20 protein-coding genes are annotated in these 19,383 nt (G+C 65.5%); 8 read left to right on the top strand and 12 right to left on the bottom strand.

Going from position 1 to position 19,383, the window contains the following annotated elements; genetic code table 11:
• Positions 1–93 precede the first annotated feature (93 nt).
• Complete coding sequence (locus U5A65_RS31140) at positions 94–1,197, bottom strand: PQQ-dependent sugar dehydrogenase (protein ID WP_321948798.1); 1,104 nt, start codon at positions 1,195–1,197, stop codon at positions 94–96.
• A gap of 281 nt (positions 1,198–1,478) precedes the next feature.
• On the opposite strand from U5A65_RS31140, the gene rpsP reads away from it, so the two are divergent.
• The 6 genes from rpsP to U5A65_RS31110 all read left to right on the top strand — a co-directional run bounded on the left by rpsP (position 1,479) and on the right by U5A65_RS31110 (position 5,864).
• Entirely contained in the window at positions 1,479–1,742 is a 264-nt protein-coding gene (rpsP, locus tag U5A65_RS31135; RefSeq protein ID WP_028206744.1) for a 30S ribosomal protein S16, read from the top strand.
• A gap of 93 nt (positions 1,743–1,835) precedes the next feature.
• A complete protein-coding gene (rimM, locus tag U5A65_RS31130) occupies positions 1,836–2,600 on the top strand; it encodes a ribosome maturation factor RimM (RefSeq protein ID WP_321912629.1) in 765 nt (254 codons plus the stop codon).
• A 53-nt stretch (positions 2,601–2,653) separates the two neighbouring features.
• Positions 2,654–3,421: a tRNA (guanosine(37)-N1)-methyltransferase TrmD gene (gene trmD / locus U5A65_RS31125; RefSeq protein ID WP_321912627.1), complete on the top strand. Its 768-nt coding sequence runs from the start codon at positions 2,654–2,656 to the stop codon at positions 3,419–3,421.
• Between the two features lie 151 nt (positions 3,422–3,572).
• Positions 3,573–3,968 carry a 50S ribosomal protein L19 gene (gene rplS / locus U5A65_RS31120; RefSeq protein ID WP_028206741.1) on the top strand — a complete coding sequence of 132 codons (396 nt, stop codon included), beginning with the start codon at positions 3,573–3,575 and terminating at the stop codon, positions 3,966–3,968.
• Between the two features lie 86 nt (positions 3,969–4,054).
• Positions 4,055–4,777, top strand: coding sequence for a CoA pyrophosphatase (locus U5A65_RS31115; RefSeq protein ID WP_321912624.1), 723 nt, complete (start codon positions 4,055–4,057; stop codon positions 4,775–4,777).
• A gap of 148 nt (positions 4,778–4,925) precedes the next feature.
• The gene (locus U5A65_RS31110) at positions 4,926–5,864 is read left to right on the top strand and encodes a CobD/CbiB family protein (RefSeq protein WP_321912622.1); all 939 of its coding nucleotides are present in this window, start codon (positions 4,926–4,928) and stop codon (positions 5,862–5,864) included.
• 75 nt (positions 5,865–5,939) lie between these two features.
• On the opposite strand, the gene U5A65_RS31105 is transcribed toward U5A65_RS31110, so the two are convergent.
• From U5A65_RS31105 to U5A65_RS31095, 3 genes are read right to left on the bottom strand one after another with little or no spacing between them, the layout of a single operon-like run.
• Positions 5,940–6,263, bottom strand: coding sequence for a DUF2007 domain-containing protein (locus U5A65_RS31105; protein ID WP_321912620.1), 324 nt, complete (start codon positions 6,261–6,263; stop codon positions 5,940–5,942).
• A gap of 22 nt (positions 6,264–6,285) precedes the next feature.
• Positions 6,286–7,227, bottom strand: a complete 942-nt coding sequence (gene rsgA, locus U5A65_RS31100) for a ribosome small subunit-dependent GTPase A (RefSeq protein WP_321912618.1) — start codon at positions 7,225–7,227, stop codon at positions 6,286–6,288.
• Complete coding sequence (locus U5A65_RS31095; protein WP_321912616.1) at positions 7,224–8,501, bottom strand: M48 family metallopeptidase; 1,278 nt, start codon at positions 8,499–8,501, stop codon at positions 7,224–7,226. Before U5A65_RS31095 ends, rsgA begins: the two co-directional genes overlap by 4 nt.
• A 112-nt stretch (positions 8,502–8,613) precedes the next feature.
• Between U5A65_RS31095 and orn the strand changes: the two genes are divergently transcribed.
• On the top strand, positions 8,614–9,243 hold the full coding sequence (gene orn / locus U5A65_RS31090; RefSeq protein ID WP_321912615.1) for an oligoribonuclease: 630 nt from the start codon (positions 8,614–8,616) through the stop codon (positions 9,241–9,243).
• A 96-nt stretch (positions 9,244–9,339) separates the two neighbouring features.
• Here orn and mog read toward each other — a convergent pair whose 3' ends face one another.
• Both mog and yjgA read right to left on the bottom strand, forming a co-directional pair.
• Positions 9,340–9,963 carry a molybdopterin adenylyltransferase gene (mog, locus tag U5A65_RS31085; protein WP_321948785.1) on the bottom strand — a complete coding sequence of 208 codons (624 nt, stop codon included), beginning with the start codon at positions 9,961–9,963 and terminating at the stop codon, positions 9,340–9,342.
• On the bottom strand, positions 9,950–10,564 hold the full coding sequence (gene yjgA / locus U5A65_RS31080; protein WP_321912610.1) for a ribosome biogenesis factor YjgA: 615 nt from the start codon (positions 10,562–10,564) through the stop codon (positions 9,950–9,952). Before yjgA ends, mog begins: the two co-directional genes overlap by 14 nt.
• Positions 10,565–10,818: 254 nt before the next feature.
• On the opposite strand from yjgA, the gene pmbA reads away from it, so the two are divergent.
• Positions 10,819–12,189, top strand: coding sequence for a metalloprotease PmbA (pmbA, locus tag U5A65_RS31075; RefSeq protein WP_321912609.1), 1,371 nt, complete (start codon positions 10,819–10,821; stop codon positions 12,187–12,189).
• A 115-nt stretch (positions 12,190–12,304) separates the two neighbouring features.
• Here pmbA and U5A65_RS31070 read toward each other — a convergent pair whose 3' ends face one another.
• The 6 genes from U5A65_RS31070 to U5A65_RS31045 all read right to left on the bottom strand — a co-directional run bounded on the left by U5A65_RS31070 (position 12,305) and on the right by U5A65_RS31045 (position 19,369).
• Positions 12,305–12,802, bottom strand: coding sequence for a dihydrofolate reductase (locus U5A65_RS31070; protein WP_321912608.1), 498 nt, complete (start codon positions 12,800–12,802; stop codon positions 12,305–12,307).
• Between the two features lie 107 nt (positions 12,803–12,909).
• Positions 12,910–14,439: a sigma-54 dependent transcriptional regulator gene (locus U5A65_RS31065; protein WP_321912606.1), complete on the bottom strand. Its 1,530-nt coding sequence runs from the start codon at positions 14,437–14,439 to the stop codon at positions 12,910–12,912.
• Between the two features lie 16 nt (positions 14,440–14,455).
• Positions 14,456–15,934 carry a hypothetical protein gene (locus U5A65_RS31060; protein ID WP_321912658.1) on the bottom strand — a complete coding sequence of 493 codons (1,479 nt, stop codon included), beginning with the start codon at positions 15,932–15,934 and terminating at the stop codon, positions 14,456–14,458.
• Positions 15,935–16,098: 164 nt separating this feature from the next.
• A complete protein-coding gene (locus U5A65_RS31055) occupies positions 16,099–16,941 on the bottom strand; it encodes a peptidase C39 (protein ID WP_321948784.1) in 843 nt (280 codons plus the stop codon).
• A 13-nt stretch (positions 16,942–16,954) separates the two neighbouring features.
• On the bottom strand, positions 16,955–17,677 hold the full coding sequence (locus tag U5A65_RS31050; RefSeq protein ID WP_415765922.1) for a C39 family peptidase: 723 nt from the start codon (positions 17,675–17,677) through the stop codon (positions 16,955–16,957).
• A gap of 114 nt (positions 17,678–17,791) precedes the next feature.
• Positions 17,792–19,369, bottom strand: a complete 1,578-nt coding sequence (locus U5A65_RS31045) for a cell wall anchor protein (protein WP_321948783.1) — start codon at positions 19,367–19,369, stop codon at positions 17,792–17,794.
• Positions 19,370–19,383: the final 14 nt, after the last annotated feature.

Raw genomic sequence — 19,383 nt, 5'->3', positions numbered from 1 at the left:
GCCGCCGGGCATTGTATGCCGCGCGCCTCGCTTGCAGCACAAGCGCACGCTTATGCCCGGCACCAGGCCAGCAGCTTTAACGCGGCGCGCGCGTCACGGTTTGGCGTACGTCACGCGATAGATCGCGCCCGCGTAGTCGTCGCTGATCAGGAGCGAGCCGTCGGGCAGCGGCAGCACGTCGGCGGGGCGGCCCCATTGGGTCTCGTCGGCGTTGAGCCAGCCCTGTGCGAACACGTCCTGACGTGCGTTCGTGCCGTCGGGGTTGGCGCTCACGCGCACTACGCGGTAACCGACCTTCTTGCTGCGGTTCCACGAACCGTGCTCGGCGATGAACAGGCTGTTCTTGTAATCGGCCGGGAACATCGAGCCGGTGTAGAAGCGCATGCCGAGCGACGCCACGTGCGCGCCGAGTTTCGCGACCGGGGGCGTGAAGCCGCTGCAAGGATGGCCCGCGCCGAACTCGGGGTCGGCGACGTTGCCGCCATGGCAATACGGAAAGCCGAAGTCCTCGCCGGTGTGCGCGAGGCGGTTGAGCTTGTCGTCGGGGATGTCGTCGCCGAGCATGTCGCGGCCGTTGTCGGTGAACCAGAGTTCGTGCGTCTGCGGATGCCACGCGAAGCCGACCGTGTTGCGCACGCCGCGCGCAATGGTCTCGTAGTGCGAGCCGTCGGGGTCCATGCGGCCGATCATCGCGAAATGCACGCGCTGCGGGTCGCTTGCCGGCAGGCAGACGTTGCACGGCGCGCCTTGCGGCACATATAGCCTGCCGTCGGGGCCGAAGGCGATGAACTTCCAGCCGTGGTGGCGCTCGGTGGGCAGGGAATCCGTGACGACTACGGCCTTGGGCGGATCGTCGAGATGACGGTCGATGTCGTCCAGCCGCACGATCGACGACACCGCCGAGACGTATAATGCGCCGTTGCGCCAGGCCACGCCCACCGGCATCGTCAGCCCGGATGCCACGATATGGCGCTTCGCCGCTTTGCCGTCCTTGAGTTCGAGCGCGTACACGTCGCCGCTCATGCTCCCTACATATAAGGTGCCGTTGCCCGAGAGCGTCATTTCGCGCGCGCCGGGAACGTCCTCGGACAGCGCCGCTATGTGGAAGCCTGGCGGGAGCTTGATGCGCTCGATGGGAAGCGCCCCGTGAGCGAGCGGCGCCGCGAGCAGGGCGGCGGCAAGGCCGAGCCACGCCAGTGCGAAGCGTCCGGCCGACGCACGGGGTGCCCGAAAAAGGGAGCTGTCACGCCCGCCGGTGCCGCAAGTGCGACGCAGCCATTGCACGAGTCGTCTGAAAGTCGCCACAATTCGCTCCAGGGCCCGCCCGCCGTGGCCACGAGCGGCACTTTGACCGCCGCGTCTTGCCGCTTTCCCGGCGCCAGCGCGCAATTTCCCGTTAAGTGTTTGTTATGCCTCCGGTTTCGGGCTATAATCGCATGTTTCAGTAGTCCCGAACCCCGGTTTTCAAGGATTTTAGTATGGTCATCATCCGTCTGGCACGCGGCGGCTCGAAGAAGCGCCCGTTCTACAACATCGTCGCAACCGATTCGCGCAACCGTCGCGACGGCCGTTTCATCGAGCGCGTGGGCTTCTACAACCCGGTCGCTACCAAGGGTGAAACGCTGCGTATCGCTCAAGATCGCGTGACGTACTGGAAGGAAAACGGCGCGCAAATGTCGCCGGCAGTCGAGCGCCTCGTGAAGGAAGCGCAAAAGACCGCCGCCGCTGCGCCGGCTGCTTAAGTTTTTAAGCGTCTTTCAGTCTGTTGTCCGTGTTTTACCCGCGTACGCGCTCCATGAGCGTGTGCGATATCAAGCTGGTCGCAAGGGGTGCCGATGTCCGCGCATGACGCTAAATCTGCCGTAAAGGCGAACGACGCGTCGGAAAGCGGGGCGCCCGACGTTGCAACAAGTGCTGCGACCAGCGGCGCTGGCAAAGCTGCGGCCCGCAGCGCGCCTTCGTTTGGTGCGTTCGTGCGCAAGCCTGCGCGCGAGAGCGCCGCGAAAGCTGCGCCTGCAACCGAGGGCCTGCGCGCCGAAACCGAAGCGAGCTGGCCGGACGACGCCGTTGAAGTCGGCGCCGTGATCGACGCCTATGGCCTCAAGGGCTGGTTGAAGATCGCGCCGCACGCGCAGGACGGCCGCGCGCTGCTTTCCGCTAAACGCTGGTGGCTTCTCAAGGGCCGCGAGGGTCAGGGGCATCGCGAGCGTCATTCCGCGGTGCGCGTGAGCGCCAAGGTTCATGGTGACAGCGTCGTCGGCGAGCTTTCGGGCCTGGCCGACCGCGACGCCGCGCTGCTGTTGCGCGGCGCGCGCGTGTACGTGAGCCGGGCCGAATTCCCGGCGCCCGCAGCCGATGAATATTACTGGGTCGACCTGATCGGCCTCGACGTCGCCAACGAGGCGGGTGTCGAGCTCGGCAAGGTTGCCGACCTGATCGACAATGGCGCGCAATCGGTGTTGCGTGTCACTTACCCGTCTACGGACAAGGATGGCAAGCCGGTCACCGGCGAGCGCCTGATCCCGTTTGTGGGCGTGTTCGTGAAAACGGTGGACCTGGCGGCGAAGCGTATCGTCGTCGACTGGGAAGCCGATTACTAAGCAACACGGCAATACTGCGCGCCGTGATTCAATTTCGCTGAACGGAGAGAGCGATGCAGTTCGATGTCGTCACGCTCTTTCCCGAGATGTTCCGCGCGCTGACCGACTGGGGTATTACCAGCCGGGCGGCGAAGCAGCAGCGTTACACGTTGCGCACGTGGAATCCGCGTGATTTCACGACCGATAACTATCGCACGATCGACGATCGCCCCTACGGCGGCGGCCCCGGCATGGTCATGCTGGCCAAGCCGCTCGAAGCGGCGATCGATGCGGCGAAGGCCGCGCAGGCGCAAGCCGGCGTGAGCGCTCCGCGTGTGCTGCTGATGTCGCCGCAAGGCAAGCCGCTCACGCACGAACGCGTCATGCAGTTCGCGCAGGAGCCGGGTCTCGTGATGTTGTGCGGCCGCTACGAAGCGATCGACCAGCGTCTCGTCGACCGCTGCGTGGACGAAGAAGTGAGCCTCGGCGACTTCGTGCTCTCGGGGGGCGAATTGCCCGCGATGGCCTTGATGGACGCCGTGGTGCGCAACCTGCCGGGCGTGCTCGGCGACGCGCTTTCGGCGGTGCAGGACAGCTTCGTCGACGGTTTGCTCGACTGTCCGCATTACACGCGCCCCGAGGAATACGACGGCGTGCGCGTGCCCGATGTGCTGCTTGGCGGCCATCACGCGGAAATCGAGTTGTGGCGGCGCCGCGAGGCGTTGCGCAACACGTGGAACAAGCGGCCCGATCTGATCGAGCGGGCCAGAAAGAACAAGATGTTGAGCCGTGCCGACGAGGCGTGGCTCACTAGTCTCGCGAAGGGCTCGAACGAAGCCTAAGGCTTCGGGCGTGCGCGACAAGGGGCGCAAAAGGCGGTGCCGCTTCATGCGTGAACGGCGCCAGTTGTGAATCCATCCTCTATCGGGGCCGTAGTTGCAGGTCATCCTGCACAGGTACGAACGCCGACAAGATGGCATACGGAGTCATTCCATGAATCTGATTGAAAAACTCGAGCAGGAAGAAATCCAGCGCGTGCTGGGCGAGAAGACCATCCCCGAATTCGCCCCCGGCGACACGGTGATCGTCAACGTGAACGTGGTTGAAGGTAACCGCAAGCGCGTTCAGGCATACGAAGGCGTCGTGATCGCGAAGCGTAACCGCGGCCTGAACTCGTCGTTCATCGTGCGCAAGATCTCGTCGGGCGAAGGCGTCGAGCGTACGTTCCAGACGTACTCGCCGCTGCTGGCCAGCATCGTGGTGAAGCGCCGCGGCGACGTGCGTCGCGCGAAGCTGTACTACCTGCGCAACCTGTCGGGCAAGAAGGCGCGTATCAAGGAAAAGCTGGTGTCGAAAGACCGCGCAGCTGCTCCGGCCGATCAGGCGTAAAAGCTGTAAGAAAGAAGCACCCTTCGGGGTGCTTTTTTCTTTTTGGCCGCAAAATAATCTCGTGTACGTGTAATCCGGGACCGCCGTTGATCCGCCCAGTATTTGAACCCGAAAGCCTGCCGATCGAATCGACGGGCGCGAGCCTCCCGCAGGTCGCCGCGGAGCGCCTGACCGCCGCCGGCTTGCGCGCGCGCTTCGAGCAGCGTCTGCCGTGGGACCCCGAACCGCAGGAAGCCCGTCTCGCCGAGGTGCGCGATCCGCGCGAGGCCGCCGTGCTCGTGCCCATCGCCATGCGCGCGGGCGGCCTGACCGTGCTGCTCACGCAGCGCGCCGACAATCTCAGCAATCACGCGGGGCAGGTGAGCTTTCCCGGCGGCAGTCGCGAGCCTTCCGACCCCACACCCATTGCCGCCGCGCTGCGCGAAGCGCAAGAGGAAGTGAATCTCGACCCCGCGCGCGTCGAGGTGCTCGGCGCATTGCCCGAATATCTCACTGGCACGGGCTTCAGGGTCACGCCCGTGGTCGGCCTCGTGCACGAGCCGTTCAGCCTTGCCGCCGATTCGCTCGAAGTGGCGAGCATCTTCGAGGTGCCGCTCAGCTTTCTCATGAACCCGGTGCATCACCAGGTGCGCGTGTTCCGTTGGGAGGGAGGCGAGCGGCGCTTTTACGCGATGCCTTATCCCGACCGCAATGCACCGGACCGCAATGCGCCGGAATCCGCTAACGCGTCAGGCGTCGGGTCCTCGCACTTTATCTGGGGGGCCACGGCGGGCATGCTGCGCAACTTCTACCGCTTCCTGCTCGCGTAACACGTCTGGCGGCACGCGCAAGCGCCGCCGTGCACTGTTGCGAGATTGCCGCCCGATTGACCGGCGATGGTCAGGCACATCTGGCCCTGTGATATCGTTGCAACACTTTCTAAAACCCTTTCGCAACTCGATCTGCACGGCGCGTCGCATGACCTTCTTTTCCGTATTGCTGGCCCTCGTCATCGAACAGGTGCGGGCGCTGTCGCCCAATAATCCAGTCATGGCGCTCGTGCGCCTCAATGCGGAGTGGGCCGCTCACGGCTTCGACGCCGGCAAGCAGAAGCACGGCCTCATCGCCTGGCTCGTGGTCGTGTTGCCGTGGACGCTCGCCACGGCGCTCGTCTACTACGTGCTGTACCACATCAGCTTCGTGCTGGCCTTCCTGTGGAACGTGGTGGTCGTGTATTTCACGCTCGGCTTTCGCCAGTTCAGCCACTATTTCACCGACATTCATCTCGCGCTGAACAACGACGACGTGCCGCGCGCGCGCGAAATTCTCCACGAATGGACCGGCCTCGACGCGGTGGACATGCCCGTGAGCGAGATCGTGCGTCACACGCTCATTCATGCGGTGATCGCCTCGCATCGGCACGTGTTCGGCGTGTTCTTCTGGTTCCTCGTGCCGATCGGGCCCGCGGGCGCCGTGCTGTACCGCATTGCCGAATACCTCGCGCGCGAGTGGGCGCGTCCGGCGGAAGACCGCACCGAGGCGTTCTCGAACTTCGCGCAGCACGTGTTCTTCGTGATCGACTGGGTGCCGGCGCGGCTCACGTCGCTGGGCTTTGCGATCGTCGGCAACTTCGAGGACGCGATCTACGCCTGGCGCAATCACACGAACCAGTGGCCCGATACCAACGAAGGCGTGCTGCTCGCGACCGGCAGCGGGGCGCTCGGCGCTCGCCTCTCGGGTCCGCTCGCAGAGCAGTCCAGCGTCGATGCGCTGGCGCAGCCGGGCGAGGGCGGTCCGTACACGGTGGGCGACGACTGCACGCCGCGCACGCTGCAATCGGCGGTGGGCCTCGTGTGGCGCGCCGTGATCCTGTGGATGATCCTGCTCCTCATGCTGACGATCGCCGTGTGGCTCTGAGCGCCGGATCGCCAGCCGCGAACATGCAAATGGGCCGCTAAAAGCGGCCCATTTGCATTTGCGACGGTGCTTGCGTCATTCGTCGCGCACGTCGCGGTCGCGCCCGCAATTCCAGCACACGGTGAACTGCGCCTCGAGCACCTCGCCGCAGCGCGCGCAGCGCCATGTGGGCGAGCCTGGCGGCGGTCCGCTCACCGCCTCGTCGATCAAACGCCGGGCGAGCTTCTCGTCGCGTTCGTCCACGAGCCACAGTTCGGGTGCGCACTGCTCAGCGGGAATCTCGCCCATCGCGCCGCTCAGGTAGCGGTTGTGCAGCTCGCAGGGCACGCCCGCCGTCGCCAGGATGTTCATCCAGTGCTGGGCGATCAGCAGATTCGGCGCGCGTACGAGTTTGAGCATAGGCGCAGGGGCAGGCGGCGCGTCAGCGCACGACCTGGCTGATCTCGTGCATGAGCTGCGCGTAGAGCGCCTGGCGCTCCGGCGCGATGCGGCCATCGTCGACAGCTTCCAGAATCGCGCAGCCCGGCTCGTGCAGGTGATGGCAGTTGTAGAAGCGGCAGTGCGCGAGCAGCGGCCGGAATTCGGGAAACGCGCGCTCCAGCTTGCCTTCGGTTAGGTGATAGAGGCCGAATTCCTGGAAGCCCGGCGAGTCGATCAGCGCGCCACCCTCGGGCAAGCTGTAGAGCCGCGTGAACGTCGTGGTGTGCCGCCCGCTGTTGAGCGCCGTCGAAATCTCGCGCGTGGCGGCTTCGGCATCGGGAATCAGCAGGTTCACGAGCGTCGACTTGCCCATGCCCGACTGGCCGAGCAGGATCGTCTGATGGCCGTGCAGGTGCTCGGCGAGCACCGCGCGCGCCTCCTCGGGGCGGCCCTTCACCGAAACCTCGAGCACCGTATAGCCCAGCGCGCGATAGCGTTCGAGCCGTTCCCGCGCGAGCGGCAGCGCGCCCTGGACGTCGATCTTGTTGAGGACGATGAGTGGCTTGAGGTCGTTGGCCTCGGCGGCCACGAGCGCGCGCCCGAGCAGGTCTTCGCTGAAGTGCGGCTCGGTGGCCAGCACGATCAGCAGCTGGTCGAGGTTCGCCGCGAAGAGCTTCGACTTGAACTGGTCGGAACGGTAGAGCAGGTTGCGCCGCTCGCCAATCGCGACGATCACGCCCTGATCGGCGGAAGTCGATTGATACTCGACGCGGTCGCCGACAGCCACCTCGCTCTTCTTGCCGCGCGGGAAGCACTGCAGATGTGCGCCGCCGCCGTCGGGCGCGACGAGATAATGGCGCCCGTGGGCGGCGATCACCACGCCGTGCAGCGTGGCGCCTGCGGCTTTAGCATTGCCGGCGGCTTTCGTTGCGCGCCGGTTCATGCGTGCGCTAGAAGTCGGTCGATCCGCTGCGAAGCCGGCGGATGCGAGTAGTAGAACGCGGTATAGAGCGGGTCGGGCGTGAGCGTCGACGCGTTGTCCTCGTAGAGCTTCACGAGCGCGTTGACGAGATGCTGCGCGTCGGTTTGCGTGGCGGCAAAGGCGTCGGCCTCGAACTCGTGCTTGCGCGACGAGAGGCTGCCAAGCGGCGTGACGAAGAACAGGAACACCGGCACGGCGAGGAAAAACAGCACGAGCGCGAGCCCTTCGTTGCCACCGAGCAGCGACGGCCGCACACCGAGGCCTTCGTAGAACCACACGCGCTGCGAGAGCCAGCCGAGCAGGGCGAGCAGCGCGAGGCTGATCGCGAACGTGACAATCATGCGCTTGATGACGTGACGGCGCTTGAAGTGGCCGAGTTCGTGCGCGAGCACGGCCTCGATCTCGCTACCGGAGAGGCGCGCGAGCAGCGTGTCGAAGAACACGATGCGCTTGGCTGCGCCAAAGCCCGTGAAATAGGCGTTGCCGTGTGCGGAGCGGCGGCTGCCGTCCATCACGAACAGGCCCTTGGCCGCAAAGCCGCAGCGCTGCATGAGCGCCTCGATGCGCGAGCGCAGGGCTTCATCGCGCAGCGGTTCGAACTTGTTGAAAAGCGGCGCGATGAAGGTGGGGTAGAGCACCAGCACGAGCATCTGGAAGGCGACCCAGACGGCCCATGTCCAGAGCCACCAGAGGCTGCCCGCCTGCTTCATGAGCCAGAGCACGACGAAGAGCAGCGGAATGCCGAATGCAGCGCCGATCAGCAGCCCCTTGATGCGGTCCATGATGAAAATGCGCTTGGTCATGCGGTTAAAGCCGAAGCGCTCCTCGACCACGAACTGGCGGTAGTAGTCGAGCGGCAGTTCGACCACGCCGGAAATGGCGAGCACGGCCCCGATCAGCGCGATCTGGCCCACATAGTCGCGCCCGATCGCGTCCGAAATGCCAAGGTCGAGCGCCTGCACGCCGCCGAGCAGCGTGAGCGCGATCAGCACCACGGCGCCGAGCACGATTTCGATCATGCCAAGCCGCGTGCGCGCGACCGTGTAGTCGGCGGCGCGCTGGTGCGCGGCGAGCGGGATGGTCGCGGTGAACTGCGCGGGCACCGCGCCGCGGTGCGCGGCCACGAAGCGGATCTGGCGCGACGCGAGCCAGAGCTTGGTCGCGACCATGGCGAGCACGGCCACGACGAAGAGCACGCTGAAGTACAGCGCAGGGGAGGGGGACAGATTAGGCATCCAGGAAGTCCGTGGTATCTATGCGACAATTATATGTTCTCGCCGGCCGGGCATCGCATCCTGTCGATGCCGCGCACGCGCCGCGCTTCCAACGCTCTCCGGGTTGCCTTTCATGACTGACATTACCGCTGCCGGCGCGCCGCTCATCGAGCGCACCGACATGAACCTGATCTGGCTCGATATGGAAATGACGGGGCTCGATCCCGACAACGACCGCATCATCGAGATCGCCGTGGTGGTGACGAACTCGACGCTCGACAAGCTCGTGGAAGGTCCCGTGCTGGCCATCCATCAGCCGGAGTCGGTGCTCGACCGCATGGATGAATGGAACCGCAACACGCACGGCCGCTCGGGCCTCACCGAGCGCGTGCGGGCCTCGACGGTCACGGAAGAAAGCGCGACCGAGGAGATCATGGCGTTTCTTTCGCAGTACGTGCCGCCGGGCAAGTCGCCGATGTGCGGCAACTCGATCTGTCAGGACCGCCGCTTCATGGCGCGCTGGATGCCCACGCTCGAGCGCTTCTTCCACTACCGCAACCTCGACGTGAGCACGCTCAAGGAGCTGTGCCGCCGCTGGCAGCCAACCATCTACAAGGGCTTCCAGAAACGCGCGATGCATACGGCGCTCGCCGACATCCACGAGTCGATCGACGAGCTCAAGTACTACCGCGAGCATTTCCTCGTGCCGGCGCCGGGCATCGTGCCGGATAACGCAACGGGCGAAGCCGGTCCGGCGCTTTGATCTGAGCCGACACGGCAACGCCGAGGCGGCGGGTTCGTCCCGTCGCCGCCGCGTTGTGGCACGCGTTGTGTCATAACGCAGCAAGAAGTTCGAGTCTTACGCGCGCGGCGCTCGCTGCGCGTTCTTTGGCCGGAACGCCGCCACGACGTTCGGATCGGTTTCGATATACGGGCCGCCGATCAGGTCGATGCAGTACGGCACCGCAGCAAAAATACCCGGCACCTTCACCGCGCCCTGATCGTTGCGCAGGCCTTCCAGCGTTTCCTTGATCGACTTCGGCTGCCCCGGCAGGTTGATGATGAGCGCCGCATGGTCGTCGTTTTCGCGGATCACGGCGACCTGGCGCGACAGAATGGCCGTCGGCACGAAATTCAGGCTGATCTGGCGCATTTGCTCGCCAAAGCCCGGCATCTCCTTGGTCGCCACGGCGAGCGTCGCCTCGGGCGTCACATCGCGGCGCGCGGGGCCGGTGCCGCCCGTGGTCAGCACGAGGTCGCAGCCCAGACCGTCCACGAGCGCCGTGAGCGTGGCGGAGATCGTCGCCGCGTCGTCGTGGATCAGGCGCGTTTCGGCGCGCCAAGGCGTTTTCAGCACGCTGCCGAGCCACTCCATCAGCGACGGAATGCCCTTGTCCTCGTAGACGCCGCTCGTCGCGCGGTCGCTGACCGACACAAGGCCGATCACGAGCTCGTCAGGGTGGCTGCGCTCAGGCTTCGTCATCTTCGCGGTCCTCGTCGGCGCGCTCGTCGTCGTGGTCGTCCGCCTCGCCGGCGCCTTGCGCGCTCACGTCCTTGATCCACTGGAACAGTTCGCGGAAGGACTTCGGCGGCCGGTTTTGCTCCTGCTCGCGGCGCGCGTTGCGGATCAGCGTGCGGCCTTCCTGCGGGTCGGCGGCGGGGTACTGGCGGATGAATTCGGTGAGCGCGGCGTCGTCGGCGAGCAGTTTGTCGCGCGTGCGCTCGATCCAGTGCAGGCGCGCCGTGGCGGCCCTGTTCACGCCGCGGTGCTCTTCGAACTTCGTGCGCAGCGCGGCGACTTCGGCTTCGGTCAGACCGCGCATCATGCGGCCCACATACTGGAGCTGGCGGCGACGGCCTTCGTGGTCGGTGATGCGGCGGCACTCGTGGACGGCGTCCGCGAGGTCTTCGGTCATCGGCATGCGCTTGAGCGCGTCCTTGGGCAGCTCCACGAGGGCCTGGCCCAGTTCCTGGAGCGCTTCCATGTCGCGCTTGAGCTGCGATTTGCTCGGGCGATCGTAGCCGTTGTCGTCCTGGTCGGCGACAGCGTCGTTCATCGGTTGAATGCGGGTTTTGCGTTTCATGGGGCGTATTGTAGCGTGCGCGGGCGTGCGGCCTGGGCTTGAAGGCGCCGCCGGCGGCCCGATATCGGTGTGAGGGTTCATGCGCAGCGCGAGGCGGCGAAAGCGCCTGTGATGCGTGTTCACATACCTTGCTATGATCGCGTGATGCGCTTTGCGAACGCAGCGCGTTCCGAAGCACCGGTCGCACTCGAAGCGACACCAGCGAAACACGACATCAGCGGGCCGCATCGGCCCAGAACCGGACCGTAACGACAATGGCAGCAGACATCGAAGCCCGGCAACGCTTTTTCCCGCACACCCAGGACGAACTGAAGGAGATCGCGTCCGACATCCTCCGGCACGCCAATGCGCTCGGCGCAAGCGACGCCGCGACCGAGATCTCCGAAGGCGACGGCTTGTCCGTCTCGGTGCGCCGCGGCGAGGTCGAGACGATCGAGCACAACCGCGACAAGATGGTCGGCGTGACCGTCTATATCGGCAACAAGCGCGGCAACGCGAGCACCTCCGATTTTTCGCCGCAGGCGCTCAAGGACACGGTGGCGGCCGCGTACAACATCGCGCGCTTCACCGCCGACGACGACTGCGCGGGCCTCGCGGAGCGCGAGCTGCTCGAAACCGCGCCGCGCGACCTCGACCTTTACCACCCGTGGAATCTCTCGGCCGACGAGGCCGTGGAAATCGCGCGCCGCGCCGAAGATGCCGCGTTCGCTGTCGATCCGCGCGTGAAGAACTCCGAAGGCGCGAGCGTGTCGGCGCAGCATTCGCAGTTCGTGCTCGCCACCTCGGGCGGCTTCATGCACGGCTATCCGTACTCGCGCCACTACATTTCGTGCGCGCCCATCGCAGGCGCCGGCCGCAACATGCAGCGCGACGACTGGTACACCTCGCGGCGCAGCGCGGCCGAGCTGGCCGCGCCCGAAGCCGTCGGGCGCTATGCGGCCGAGCGTGCGCTCTCGCGCCTGAACGCGCGCAGCCTCGACACGCGCAAGGTGCCGGTGCTGTTCGAGGCCCCGCTCGCCGCGGGCCTGCTCGGCGCGTTCGTGCAGGCCGTGAGCGGCGGCGCGCTGTATCGCAAGACGTCGTTCCTCGTCGACAGCCTCGGCAAGCCCGTATTCGCGCCGCACATCCAGATCGTCGAGGACCCGCATGTGCCGCGTGCGGCCGGCAGCGCGCCGTTCGACGAAGAGGGCGTGCGCACGCAGCGGCGCGAAGTCGTCAAGGACGGCATCGTGCAGGGCTATTTCCTGTCGTCGTATTCGGCGCGCAAGCTCGGCATGCAGACCACGGGCAACGCCGGCGGCTCGCACAACCTGCATCTGCAAAGCTCGCTCACGAAGCCGGAGGACGACTTCGAAGCGATGCTCAAGAAGCTCGGCACGGGCCTCTTGCTGACCGAGCTGATGGGGCAGGGCGTGAACTTCGTGACGGGCGACTATTCGCGCGGGGCGTCGGGCTTCTGGGTGGAGAACGGCAAGATCCAGTACCCGGTCGAGGAAATCACGGTGGCTTCGACGCTGCAGGAGATGTTCCACCACATCGTCGCCGTGGGCGCGGATACGCTCGCGCGCGGTACGCGTCAAACCGGCTCGGTACTGATCGACCGTATGACGGTGGCGGGGCAGTAAGCGGCTTTTCCGCAGGCTCAATCCTCAATCAACAACGGCACGCCAAGGCGTGCCGTTGTGCTTTTGGGCGGCAGATTGCAGGCGCGCGCTCGGGTAGCATTGCGCGCCCAGTTAATCAATCGCGCCGCACGTAGCGTACGAACGCAAAGTCGAAGTCGTTCGGCGCATTCGCATGCAGCGTCTCGCGCGACGTTTCTTGCCACACGTCGGGGTCCGGTGCGGGAAAGGTGGCGTCGCCCTCGAAGTCCGCGGAGATTTCCGTCACCACGAGCTCATGCGCGAGGCCCAGTCCCTCGCCATAGAGCTGCGCGCCGCCGATCAGGAATGCCGTAGGCGCCTGATCCAGCGCCGCGAGCGCGAGCGCTTCGTCGAGGCTCGTGGCGGTGTCGCAGCCGGGAAAGCGCTTGCCCGCGTCGCGCGTCACGACAATGTTGCGGCGGCCCGGCAAGGCGCGGCCGATCGATTCGTGCGTTTTGCGGCCCATGATGATGGGCGCGCCCATGGTGGTGCGCTTGAAGAACGCAAGGTCTTCCGGGAGCCGCCAGGGCAGCGCGTTGTCGCGGCCGATCACGCCGTTGCGGGCACGGGCGACGATGAGGGTGAGCGTCGTCATCGAAAGGGTAGAGGTGCGAGGTTGTAAGCTGTTCGCAGCGATTCTACCTGAGCGCGCCGGGCGGCCCGGCGCGCTCACTCGTGCCCTGTCGTGCCCCGGCGTCCGTTTCACTCCTGCACGTCGGGCGGCAATTCCGCCTGGTTCTCCGCTTCGCCGTCGAAGAGCGTTTTTTCGTCGCGCAGGCCGTGCGTGCCCATTAGCCGGTAGAGCGTCACGCGCGAGATGCCGAGGTCGGCAGCGGCTTCCGTGAGCCGGTGCCGGTGCCGCAGCAGCGCCGCCTCGATCGCGCGCCGCTCCGCGGCTTCGCGCGCCTGCGCGAGCGTGACCGTCTGCTGCGCCGTGAAGTGGGCGAGATCGAGATCCTCCGCCGAAATCAGCTTGCTTTCAGCCATGACGATCGCGCGGCGCACGCGGTTGATCAACTCGCGCACGTTGCCCGGCCAGTTGTAGTTGTACATCGCCTCGATGGCGTCGGGCGTGAAGCCGCGTATGCGGCGCGCGCTGTCCTGCTTGAATTTGTGCAGCACGTGGTGGGCGAGAATTTCGATGTCCTTGCCGCGTGCGCGCAGCGGCGGCTCGTCCACGCGCAGCACGCACAGGCGGTGAAAGAGGTCGGCGCGAAAGCGGCCGTCGCGCATCGCCGTTTCGAGATCGACGTGCGTGGCCGAGATGATGCGCAGGTCCACGGGAATCTGCTCGTGGCCGCCCAGCCGCTCGATCTTGCCTTCCTGCAGGAAGCGCAGGAGGCTCGCCTGGCTTTCCAGCGGCAAGTCGCCGATTTCGTCGAGAAAGAGCGTGCCGCCGTTGGCCGATTCGACGCGCCCGATCTTGCGCTGGTTCGCGCCAGTGAAGGCGCCGCGCTCATAGCCGAACAGTTCGGATTGCAGAAGATGATGCGGGATCGCGCCGCAGTTGATCGGCACGAACGTCGCCTTGCGCCGCGCGGAGCGCTCGTGGATCGCGAGCGCGGTGAGTTCCTTGCCCGTACCCGATTCGCCCGAGATGAACACGGTGGCGTCGGTATTGGCGACCTTGCGGATCGTGCGAAAGAGCTGCTGCATCGCCTCGCAGGTGCCGACCATCTCGTCGTCGTCCTGGCTCGCGGCGGCGGCGCCCGGCGCGTCGAGATCGCACAGCGACACCATGCCGAACGCGTGGCCCACGAGGTAGTCGAGCGTCGCGTGCGAGACCGGCACGTGCACGTAGTCGAAGCAGTAGTGGCGGATCAGGCGCCGCACTTCGGCGTCGGTCAAGCGCGAGTCGTCGGTGAGCGCGATCCATCCGACCTGCTGCAGCCGCAGGATCGTCTCGAGGCCCGCGAACTCGCGCGGCGCGAAGCCGGTGACATCGACGATGCCGGCATAGGCCGCCTCCGGCTTCACGAGGCGCGATGCCTCGTGCGCGGTGCGCGCGGTTGCGATTTCCCAGCCGCGGCTCTTCAGGTAGGCGCTGAGCAGCGGGTCGGGCGCGCGCGCGACGTACAGCAAGGTGCGATCGAGACCTGTCTCGGACTTCGCATCGCCCGGGTGGCCGGCGTCGGGTGCAGCGCCTGCAGGGGGCGGTCCGGTCACGGCGAGACGCTGACCGGCTCCTGCGAGCGGTGTCACGGTGGCGCCCAGATGTGAGGATTCGCGCACGATCGGCCTCATGACATCAGAAGGTATAAGGGAAACGCACGCCGACGACGAAGTTCGGTGCATCGGGCGTGAGCCCGACGGAGACCGCGCCGTTGATCGTCAAGTGCTTGTTGACCACGTGATTCAGGCCGAAGTTGAGCACCGAGGCGGTGGTCTCGCTGCCCGGCACGCCGGTCCAGCTGCCGCCGGGCGACTTCGTCTTCGACTGCGGTTCGATGGCCATGGTGTACGAAATGCTTGCCGAATCCTTGTCCGAGAAGGCGAGCGCAACGCCGCCGCCGAACTGGATGATGTCGCCGAGCTTCACTTCGGCGGGCTCGGTCTGCCCGATCACCGAGGAGATGTCGGCAAACGAGCGCGAGATGTTGTACGTGTACGAGAGGCTGCCGAACAGCACCACCGGGTCGTAGGTCTTCAGCACCGAGAGACCGGCCGTCACGTTCCAGAAGCCCGTGCCCGTGGGCAGCTTGCTCGGCGCGACGAGGTTGGTGTTGTCGGGCGTGATCTGCTGCACCTTGATGCCGAACGGCGAGGTGCCGGTCGCCGTCTTCACGCGCAGGCTGCCGACTACGTCGGGAATGCTGTTGGTCTCTTTCAGGAACTGGTAGTAGATCCCGAAGTTCACGTCGCCAATGGCGTTCGAATTGACCGATGCGTCCGTGAGCGTGCTCGCCGAGCCGCCCGCGCCGCCCACGATGAAGGTGCTGTGGCGGTACACGTACGGCACGTCCACGTCCACGCTCATGCGGTCGGTGAGGCCGTAGCGCGTGTCCAGGTCGGCCGTGATCTGGTGCGACTTGGTCTGCCCCAGATTGATGTTGCCGAGAAAGATCGCGTCGAGCGCGAGGAAGCCCGAAAGCTGCAGCTGGCGGCGATCGTAGTAGCTGTCGCTGATACCCCAGTCCAATGTCAGCTTGTGGTCGAAGAGCGGTGCGTGCTCGCGCTGCACGACCGCTTCTTCGGCTTGCGTGCGCGAGGGCTCGGCGTTCTTCTGGGTTTCGCCCACGGTCGGGCTGCCGTTGGGGTTCACGCCAACCGGCGCGCCCTGCTGCGGGCCGCTCGCGGCCGCGGTGCCGGTCGCGCCGCTGGTCGCTCCGGCGTCGGGCGAAGGCGGGTTCACCGGCACGCCGGTTGCCGTGCCGGTGAGCGCACCGGGCGCAGTGGCGCCCGGCAGCGCCTGGGCGAGCGGCGGCAGGGGCACCGGCAGGCCGTCGGCGCCGGGCTGCTCCGCAACCGTTGCGTCCGACGCGGCGTCGGGCGCGCCTGCGCCCGGCATGCCTCGGCCGCGTTGCGCCATTTCGAGGTTCGTCACCTGGCGCTCCAGTGACTGGATTTGCCGCTGCTGCTCGTCTACCACCCGCATGAGGGTGTTCAGCCGCTCTTCGATCGACTGGCTTTGAAGCGCCTGCGCGTGGGCGGACTGCGAGAGCGCGAACAGCAAAACCGCTGCTGGTATGGCGGCCAGCGTCGCGTGCGGCGTGGCCGTCCTTGACATCATCTTCATTCTTCTTCCCCCGGGATCGAATGCGGGCGCGAACCGGAACCCCCTGGTTCCGCGCCCGTGCACGTCGATGCTCCTCATTCAAAGTGCTGCTGCTCGCGCGGACTCTTGCCCGCGTGGTGGTCTCCTTGTTGGTGCGCCTCGTGATGAGCCCTCGGTTAGTGGAGATTTCGCAGCGCCTGTAATACGCCGGACTGCCGGATCATTTGCGACGTCATCTGCTGCGTCTGCAGACTCAGTTGCAACTGGTTGGCGACCTGCTGGTTATTGCCTGCGACCTGGAGTAGCTGGGCGATCGCGCCGGCCTGTTGCGCGTTGCCCGGCATGACGTTTTGCGTGGCGATGCCGGCCGGCGTTTGCAGCGTGACATTGACGCCGTTACTGCCGAACGAGATGCCCGATTTGATGCTGCCGCTCGCGTTAGAGGCGGACGCGCTCGACTGGTTGGCGCCTGGCAGGTTGGCGACCTGCGGCGCGTTGTTGTCGTAGGAGATGGTTGCGGCATTGGCGCCCGTATTGCCATTGCCGGCCACCTGGGTGATCTGCGAGACGCCGTTGACCGAAACGTTCTGGCCGCCGGTGGCCGTCGCGTTCGGGTTGGCGCCGCTGTTCGCGCTCGTGGTTCCGCCCTGCGCCGGGTCGATCACGGCTGCATATGTCTTGACCTGCGCGCTCACCTGGTTGGCCGCGTTCTGGGCGACCGCGAGCGCGCCTTGCGCGACTGCGGCCGCGCCGTTTGGCAATTGCCATTGAGAAAGCAGGTTCAGAACGAACCCGGAAATCATGTTGCTGCCGGCATATTTGCCGGTCTGATGCGCGAGCACGTCGTCGCCGACGGCCTCGCAGCGGATGCCTGGCGCCTGCGCGTCGGCGTTCGAGAGAAACGCCGGCACCGGCTGCGGCAAGCCGATGCCATCGGCCGCTAGCGCACCGCTCGAGAAAGCGCAGGCGAGCGCGGAGACAGCTGCCGCGATGCCACACTGTGAGAGGTTGCGTTTCATGATTCTTCGGACTTCAGAACATGACGGCCTTATCGAGGCCGTATTCGAAGAAGGGAGTCGCGGCCGTGCCATTGAGCAGTGCGTTTTCACGCAGCTTGAGCGCGAGCGACTCGTTGTTCTGCAACAGCGGAGAATCCTCCAGGAACGGTTTTCCGAGCACCGCGAAGACGAGGCCGTTCCATGTCCTGGCAAAGTCGTCTTCGGCGACGATACGGTTGCCGAGCGCGGGGTCCGCAATGAAGATGCGGCTGTTCTCGGCATGCTTGACGATCACGAAGTGCTCGTAGCCATCGATGTTCATGAGCACCAGCACGGGAATCTGCAGGTGGTAGAGCGCGTCGGTGTTGACGCGAAAACCGCGGCCGCGCAAGCCGATCGTCTCGACGAACTTCTTCATGTCGAGCATGGAGAAGCCGTTCTTGACGACCACCTCGGGTGTGGAGAACACCATCATCTGGCGGATCAACTCAGGTTCGGGGATGTCGATGCCGTAGCCGTACTTGAGCAGCGTGGCGAGTGCGGCAGCGCCGCAGCTGTAGTCATACTGCTGGCTGACGATGCTGCGATAGCGCAGGTCCCGCATCGAGTGGACCGGAAGCTTCACCGGCACGCCGATGAGGTGGGTCGCGTCGAGCGTCGACTGCTGTGCATGCACAGGCACAAGCGCCGCGCTGGCGGTAAGCGTCAGCGCGAGCACAAACATCCTTGACGCCGGGGTCGAGAGGGGCCCGGACATGGTGGTCTCCTGCCTTCTGGTTTGCGCGCCGGCTGCGGTGGGACAGCCGGCGCGCGTTGCTTGCTGCGTTACTGCCTGGGACGAGCCCAGTTCCTGCGGTACTGCCAGCCGTGCTTAGTGGCCGTTGTTCATCGCGGCGATTGCCATGCCGTTGTGCTGCAGGTTGCCGATGCCGCCGGCAATGTTCACGCCGATGTTGCCTTGCGCGCCGGTGAGCGTATTGGCGCCGAGGCTAGCCGTGCCCTGGAACTGGCCGGTTGCCGACATGTTGGCGTTCTGCACGTTGTTATCCGTCGCGACCATTGCAACCGTCGAGGCCGAACCCGGGTTTGCCGTCGTCACCGAGCCGGCGAGGCTGTTGTTCTGCGCGTTGCCGATACCGGATGCGACGTTCACGCCGACGTTGCCCGAGACGTTCGCAAGCGAGCCGTCACCGACCGACGCGTTCAGATTGAAGTTCTTCACGTTCGCGCGGCCACTGGAGCTTTGCGTGTTGAAGATCTGCGCGTTGCCGAAGACGTTGCCCATGTCGACGGAAGCGAGCGCGACATCGTTGCTTTGCGCGTTGTTGATGCCTTCCGCGATGTTCACGCCAAGGTTGCCCGTCACGCCGGTTGCTGCGTTGCTGCCTGTGTTGGCGTCGAGCGTGCCGGCTTGTTGCGTGTTGATGTGCTGCGTGACGTAGCCGGTCGTGTGCTCGTCGACGGTGTTGAGCGTGTCGCTCACGCTATAGCCCCAGCTCTTGGTCGAGCTCGATTGGTGCGACGACTGATGTTCATGCGAATTCGCGCTGGTGCTCGATTCGCTGTACGTATGGGCATACGTGTTGCTTGAGTCCTTCGTCTTGCTGCTCGAGCCGCTCACGCTGGCCGAGAGTGACGCGCTCGCCGTGCCGTCGGCGTAAGCCGTGTTGGCGGTGGTCGAGCTGTTGCTCGTGTTTTTGGCGTTGTTCACATCCCACGCTGCGCCGACGTTCGTCGTGTCGCTGTTGTTATGCGAATTCGTCTTCGTGTGCGACGTGCTTTCCGAGCCGCTGAGGTTCAAGCTTGCCGAGCCATTGTGCGGGTTGCCGCTGTGCGACCACGACGCGTTGGCTGTCAGGCTGCCATTGCCGCTCTGCGACTTCGTGGACGTGTTGTTGCCAACGCTGCTGTAGCTCGTACCGAGAGCCGCGTTGCCCGTATCGCTAAAGGTGCTCGATGTCGTGTGGTCGTGCGTGCTGCCGTTATCGGTCTTGACGTGATAGTCGGCGCTCGCGCTTGCGTCGAGCGACTTGCTGAAGGTCGAGCTGCTCGACGAGCTCTTCGTGGTCGATGCATTGACATCATGCGTCCTCGACTGGCTGCTCGACGATGACGACATGCTCGACTCGCTCGAACTCGACGACTTCGTGAACGTGTTGCTGCCCGTGCCCATCACGCTGAAATTCGTGTTGTTGAACGTCGTCGTCACCTTGCCGCTGTTATAGCTTTGCGCTTGCGGAATGAGCGTGCCGCCGCCGGTAGTCTGGTTGTTGTTGATGACGGCGCCAGCGGTGCTCGAAACCGAGACGCAGCCGAACAGCGCGACAAAGCCTTCGATGCCGACGTACTGGGTTACGCCTGTGGCGTTGAACAGATACGCCGAATTAGCCGCGTGAGCGGAACCTACCGCCGACGCGAGAACTGCCGCTGCTATGAGGGTGCGCTTCATGATTTCGCTCCGAT

Origin of the sequence: Paraburkholderia sp. J10-1, assembly GCF_905220165.1 — a bacterium.
Lineage (GTDB): Bacteria > Pseudomonadota > Gammaproteobacteria > Burkholderiales > Burkholderiaceae > Paraburkholderia.
The sequence above is the reverse complement of the archived record's forward strand: the minus strand, read 5'-3'. Positions and strand labels throughout refer to the sequence as shown.

Coding starts and splice junctions, on each gene's coding strand:
- U5A65_RS31110 (WP_321912622.1), top strand. CDS start 4,926: ATGACCTTCTTTTCCGTATTGCTGGCCCTCGTCATCGAACAGGTGCGG.
- trmD (WP_321912627.1), top strand. CDS start 2,654: ATGCAGTTCGATGTCGTCACGCTCTTTCCCGAGATGTTCCGCGCGCTG.
- rpsP (WP_028206744.1), top strand. CDS start 1,479: ATGGTCATCATCCGTCTGGCACGCGGCGGCTCGAAGAAGCGCCCGTTC.
- U5A65_RS31055 (WP_321948784.1), bottom strand. CDS start 16,941: ATGAAACGCAACCTCTCACAGTGTGGCATCGCGGCAGCTGTCTCCGCG.
- U5A65_RS31060 (WP_321912658.1), bottom strand. CDS start 15,934: ATGTCAAGGACGGCCACGCCGCACGCGACGCTGGCCGCCATACCAGCA.
- U5A65_RS31070 (WP_321912608.1), bottom strand. CDS start 12,802: ATGACGACGCTCACCCTCATCGTCGCCCGTGCCCGCAACGGCGTGATC.
- rsgA (WP_321912618.1), bottom strand. CDS start 7,227: ATGAACCGGCGCGCAACGAAAGCCGCCGGCAATGCTAAAGCCGCAGGC.
- U5A65_RS31045 (WP_321948783.1), bottom strand. CDS start 19,369: ATGAAGCGCACCCTCATAGCAGCGGCAGTTCTCGCGTCGGCGGTAGGT.
- U5A65_RS31105 (WP_321912620.1), bottom strand. CDS start 6,263: ATGCTCAAACTCGTACGCGCGCCGAATCTGCTGATCGCCCAGCACTGG.
- yjgA (WP_321912610.1), bottom strand. CDS start 10,564: ATGAAACGCAAAACCCGCATTCAACCGATGAACGACGCTGTCGCCGAC.
- pmbA (WP_321912609.1), top strand. CDS start 10,819: ATGGCAGCAGACATCGAAGCCCGGCAACGCTTTTTCCCGCACACCCAG.
- mog (WP_321948785.1), bottom strand. CDS start 9,963: ATGACGAAGCCTGAGCGCAGCCACCCTGACGAGCTCGTGATCGGCCTT.
- rimM (WP_321912629.1), top strand. CDS start 1,836: ATGTCCGCGCATGACGCTAAATCTGCCGTAAAGGCGAACGACGCGTCG.
- rplS (WP_028206741.1), top strand. CDS start 3,573: ATGAATCTGATTGAAAAACTCGAGCAGGAAGAAATCCAGCGCGTGCTG.
- U5A65_RS31050 (WP_415765922.1), bottom strand. CDS start 17,677: ATGTCCGGGCCCCTCTCGACCCCGGCGTCAAGGATGTTTGTGCTCGCG.
- U5A65_RS31095 (WP_321912616.1), bottom strand. CDS start 8,501: ATGCCTAATCTGTCCCCCTCCCCTGCGCTGTACTTCAGCGTGCTCTTC.
- orn (WP_321912615.1), top strand. CDS start 8,614: ATGACTGACATTACCGCTGCCGGCGCGCCGCTCATCGAGCGCACCGAC.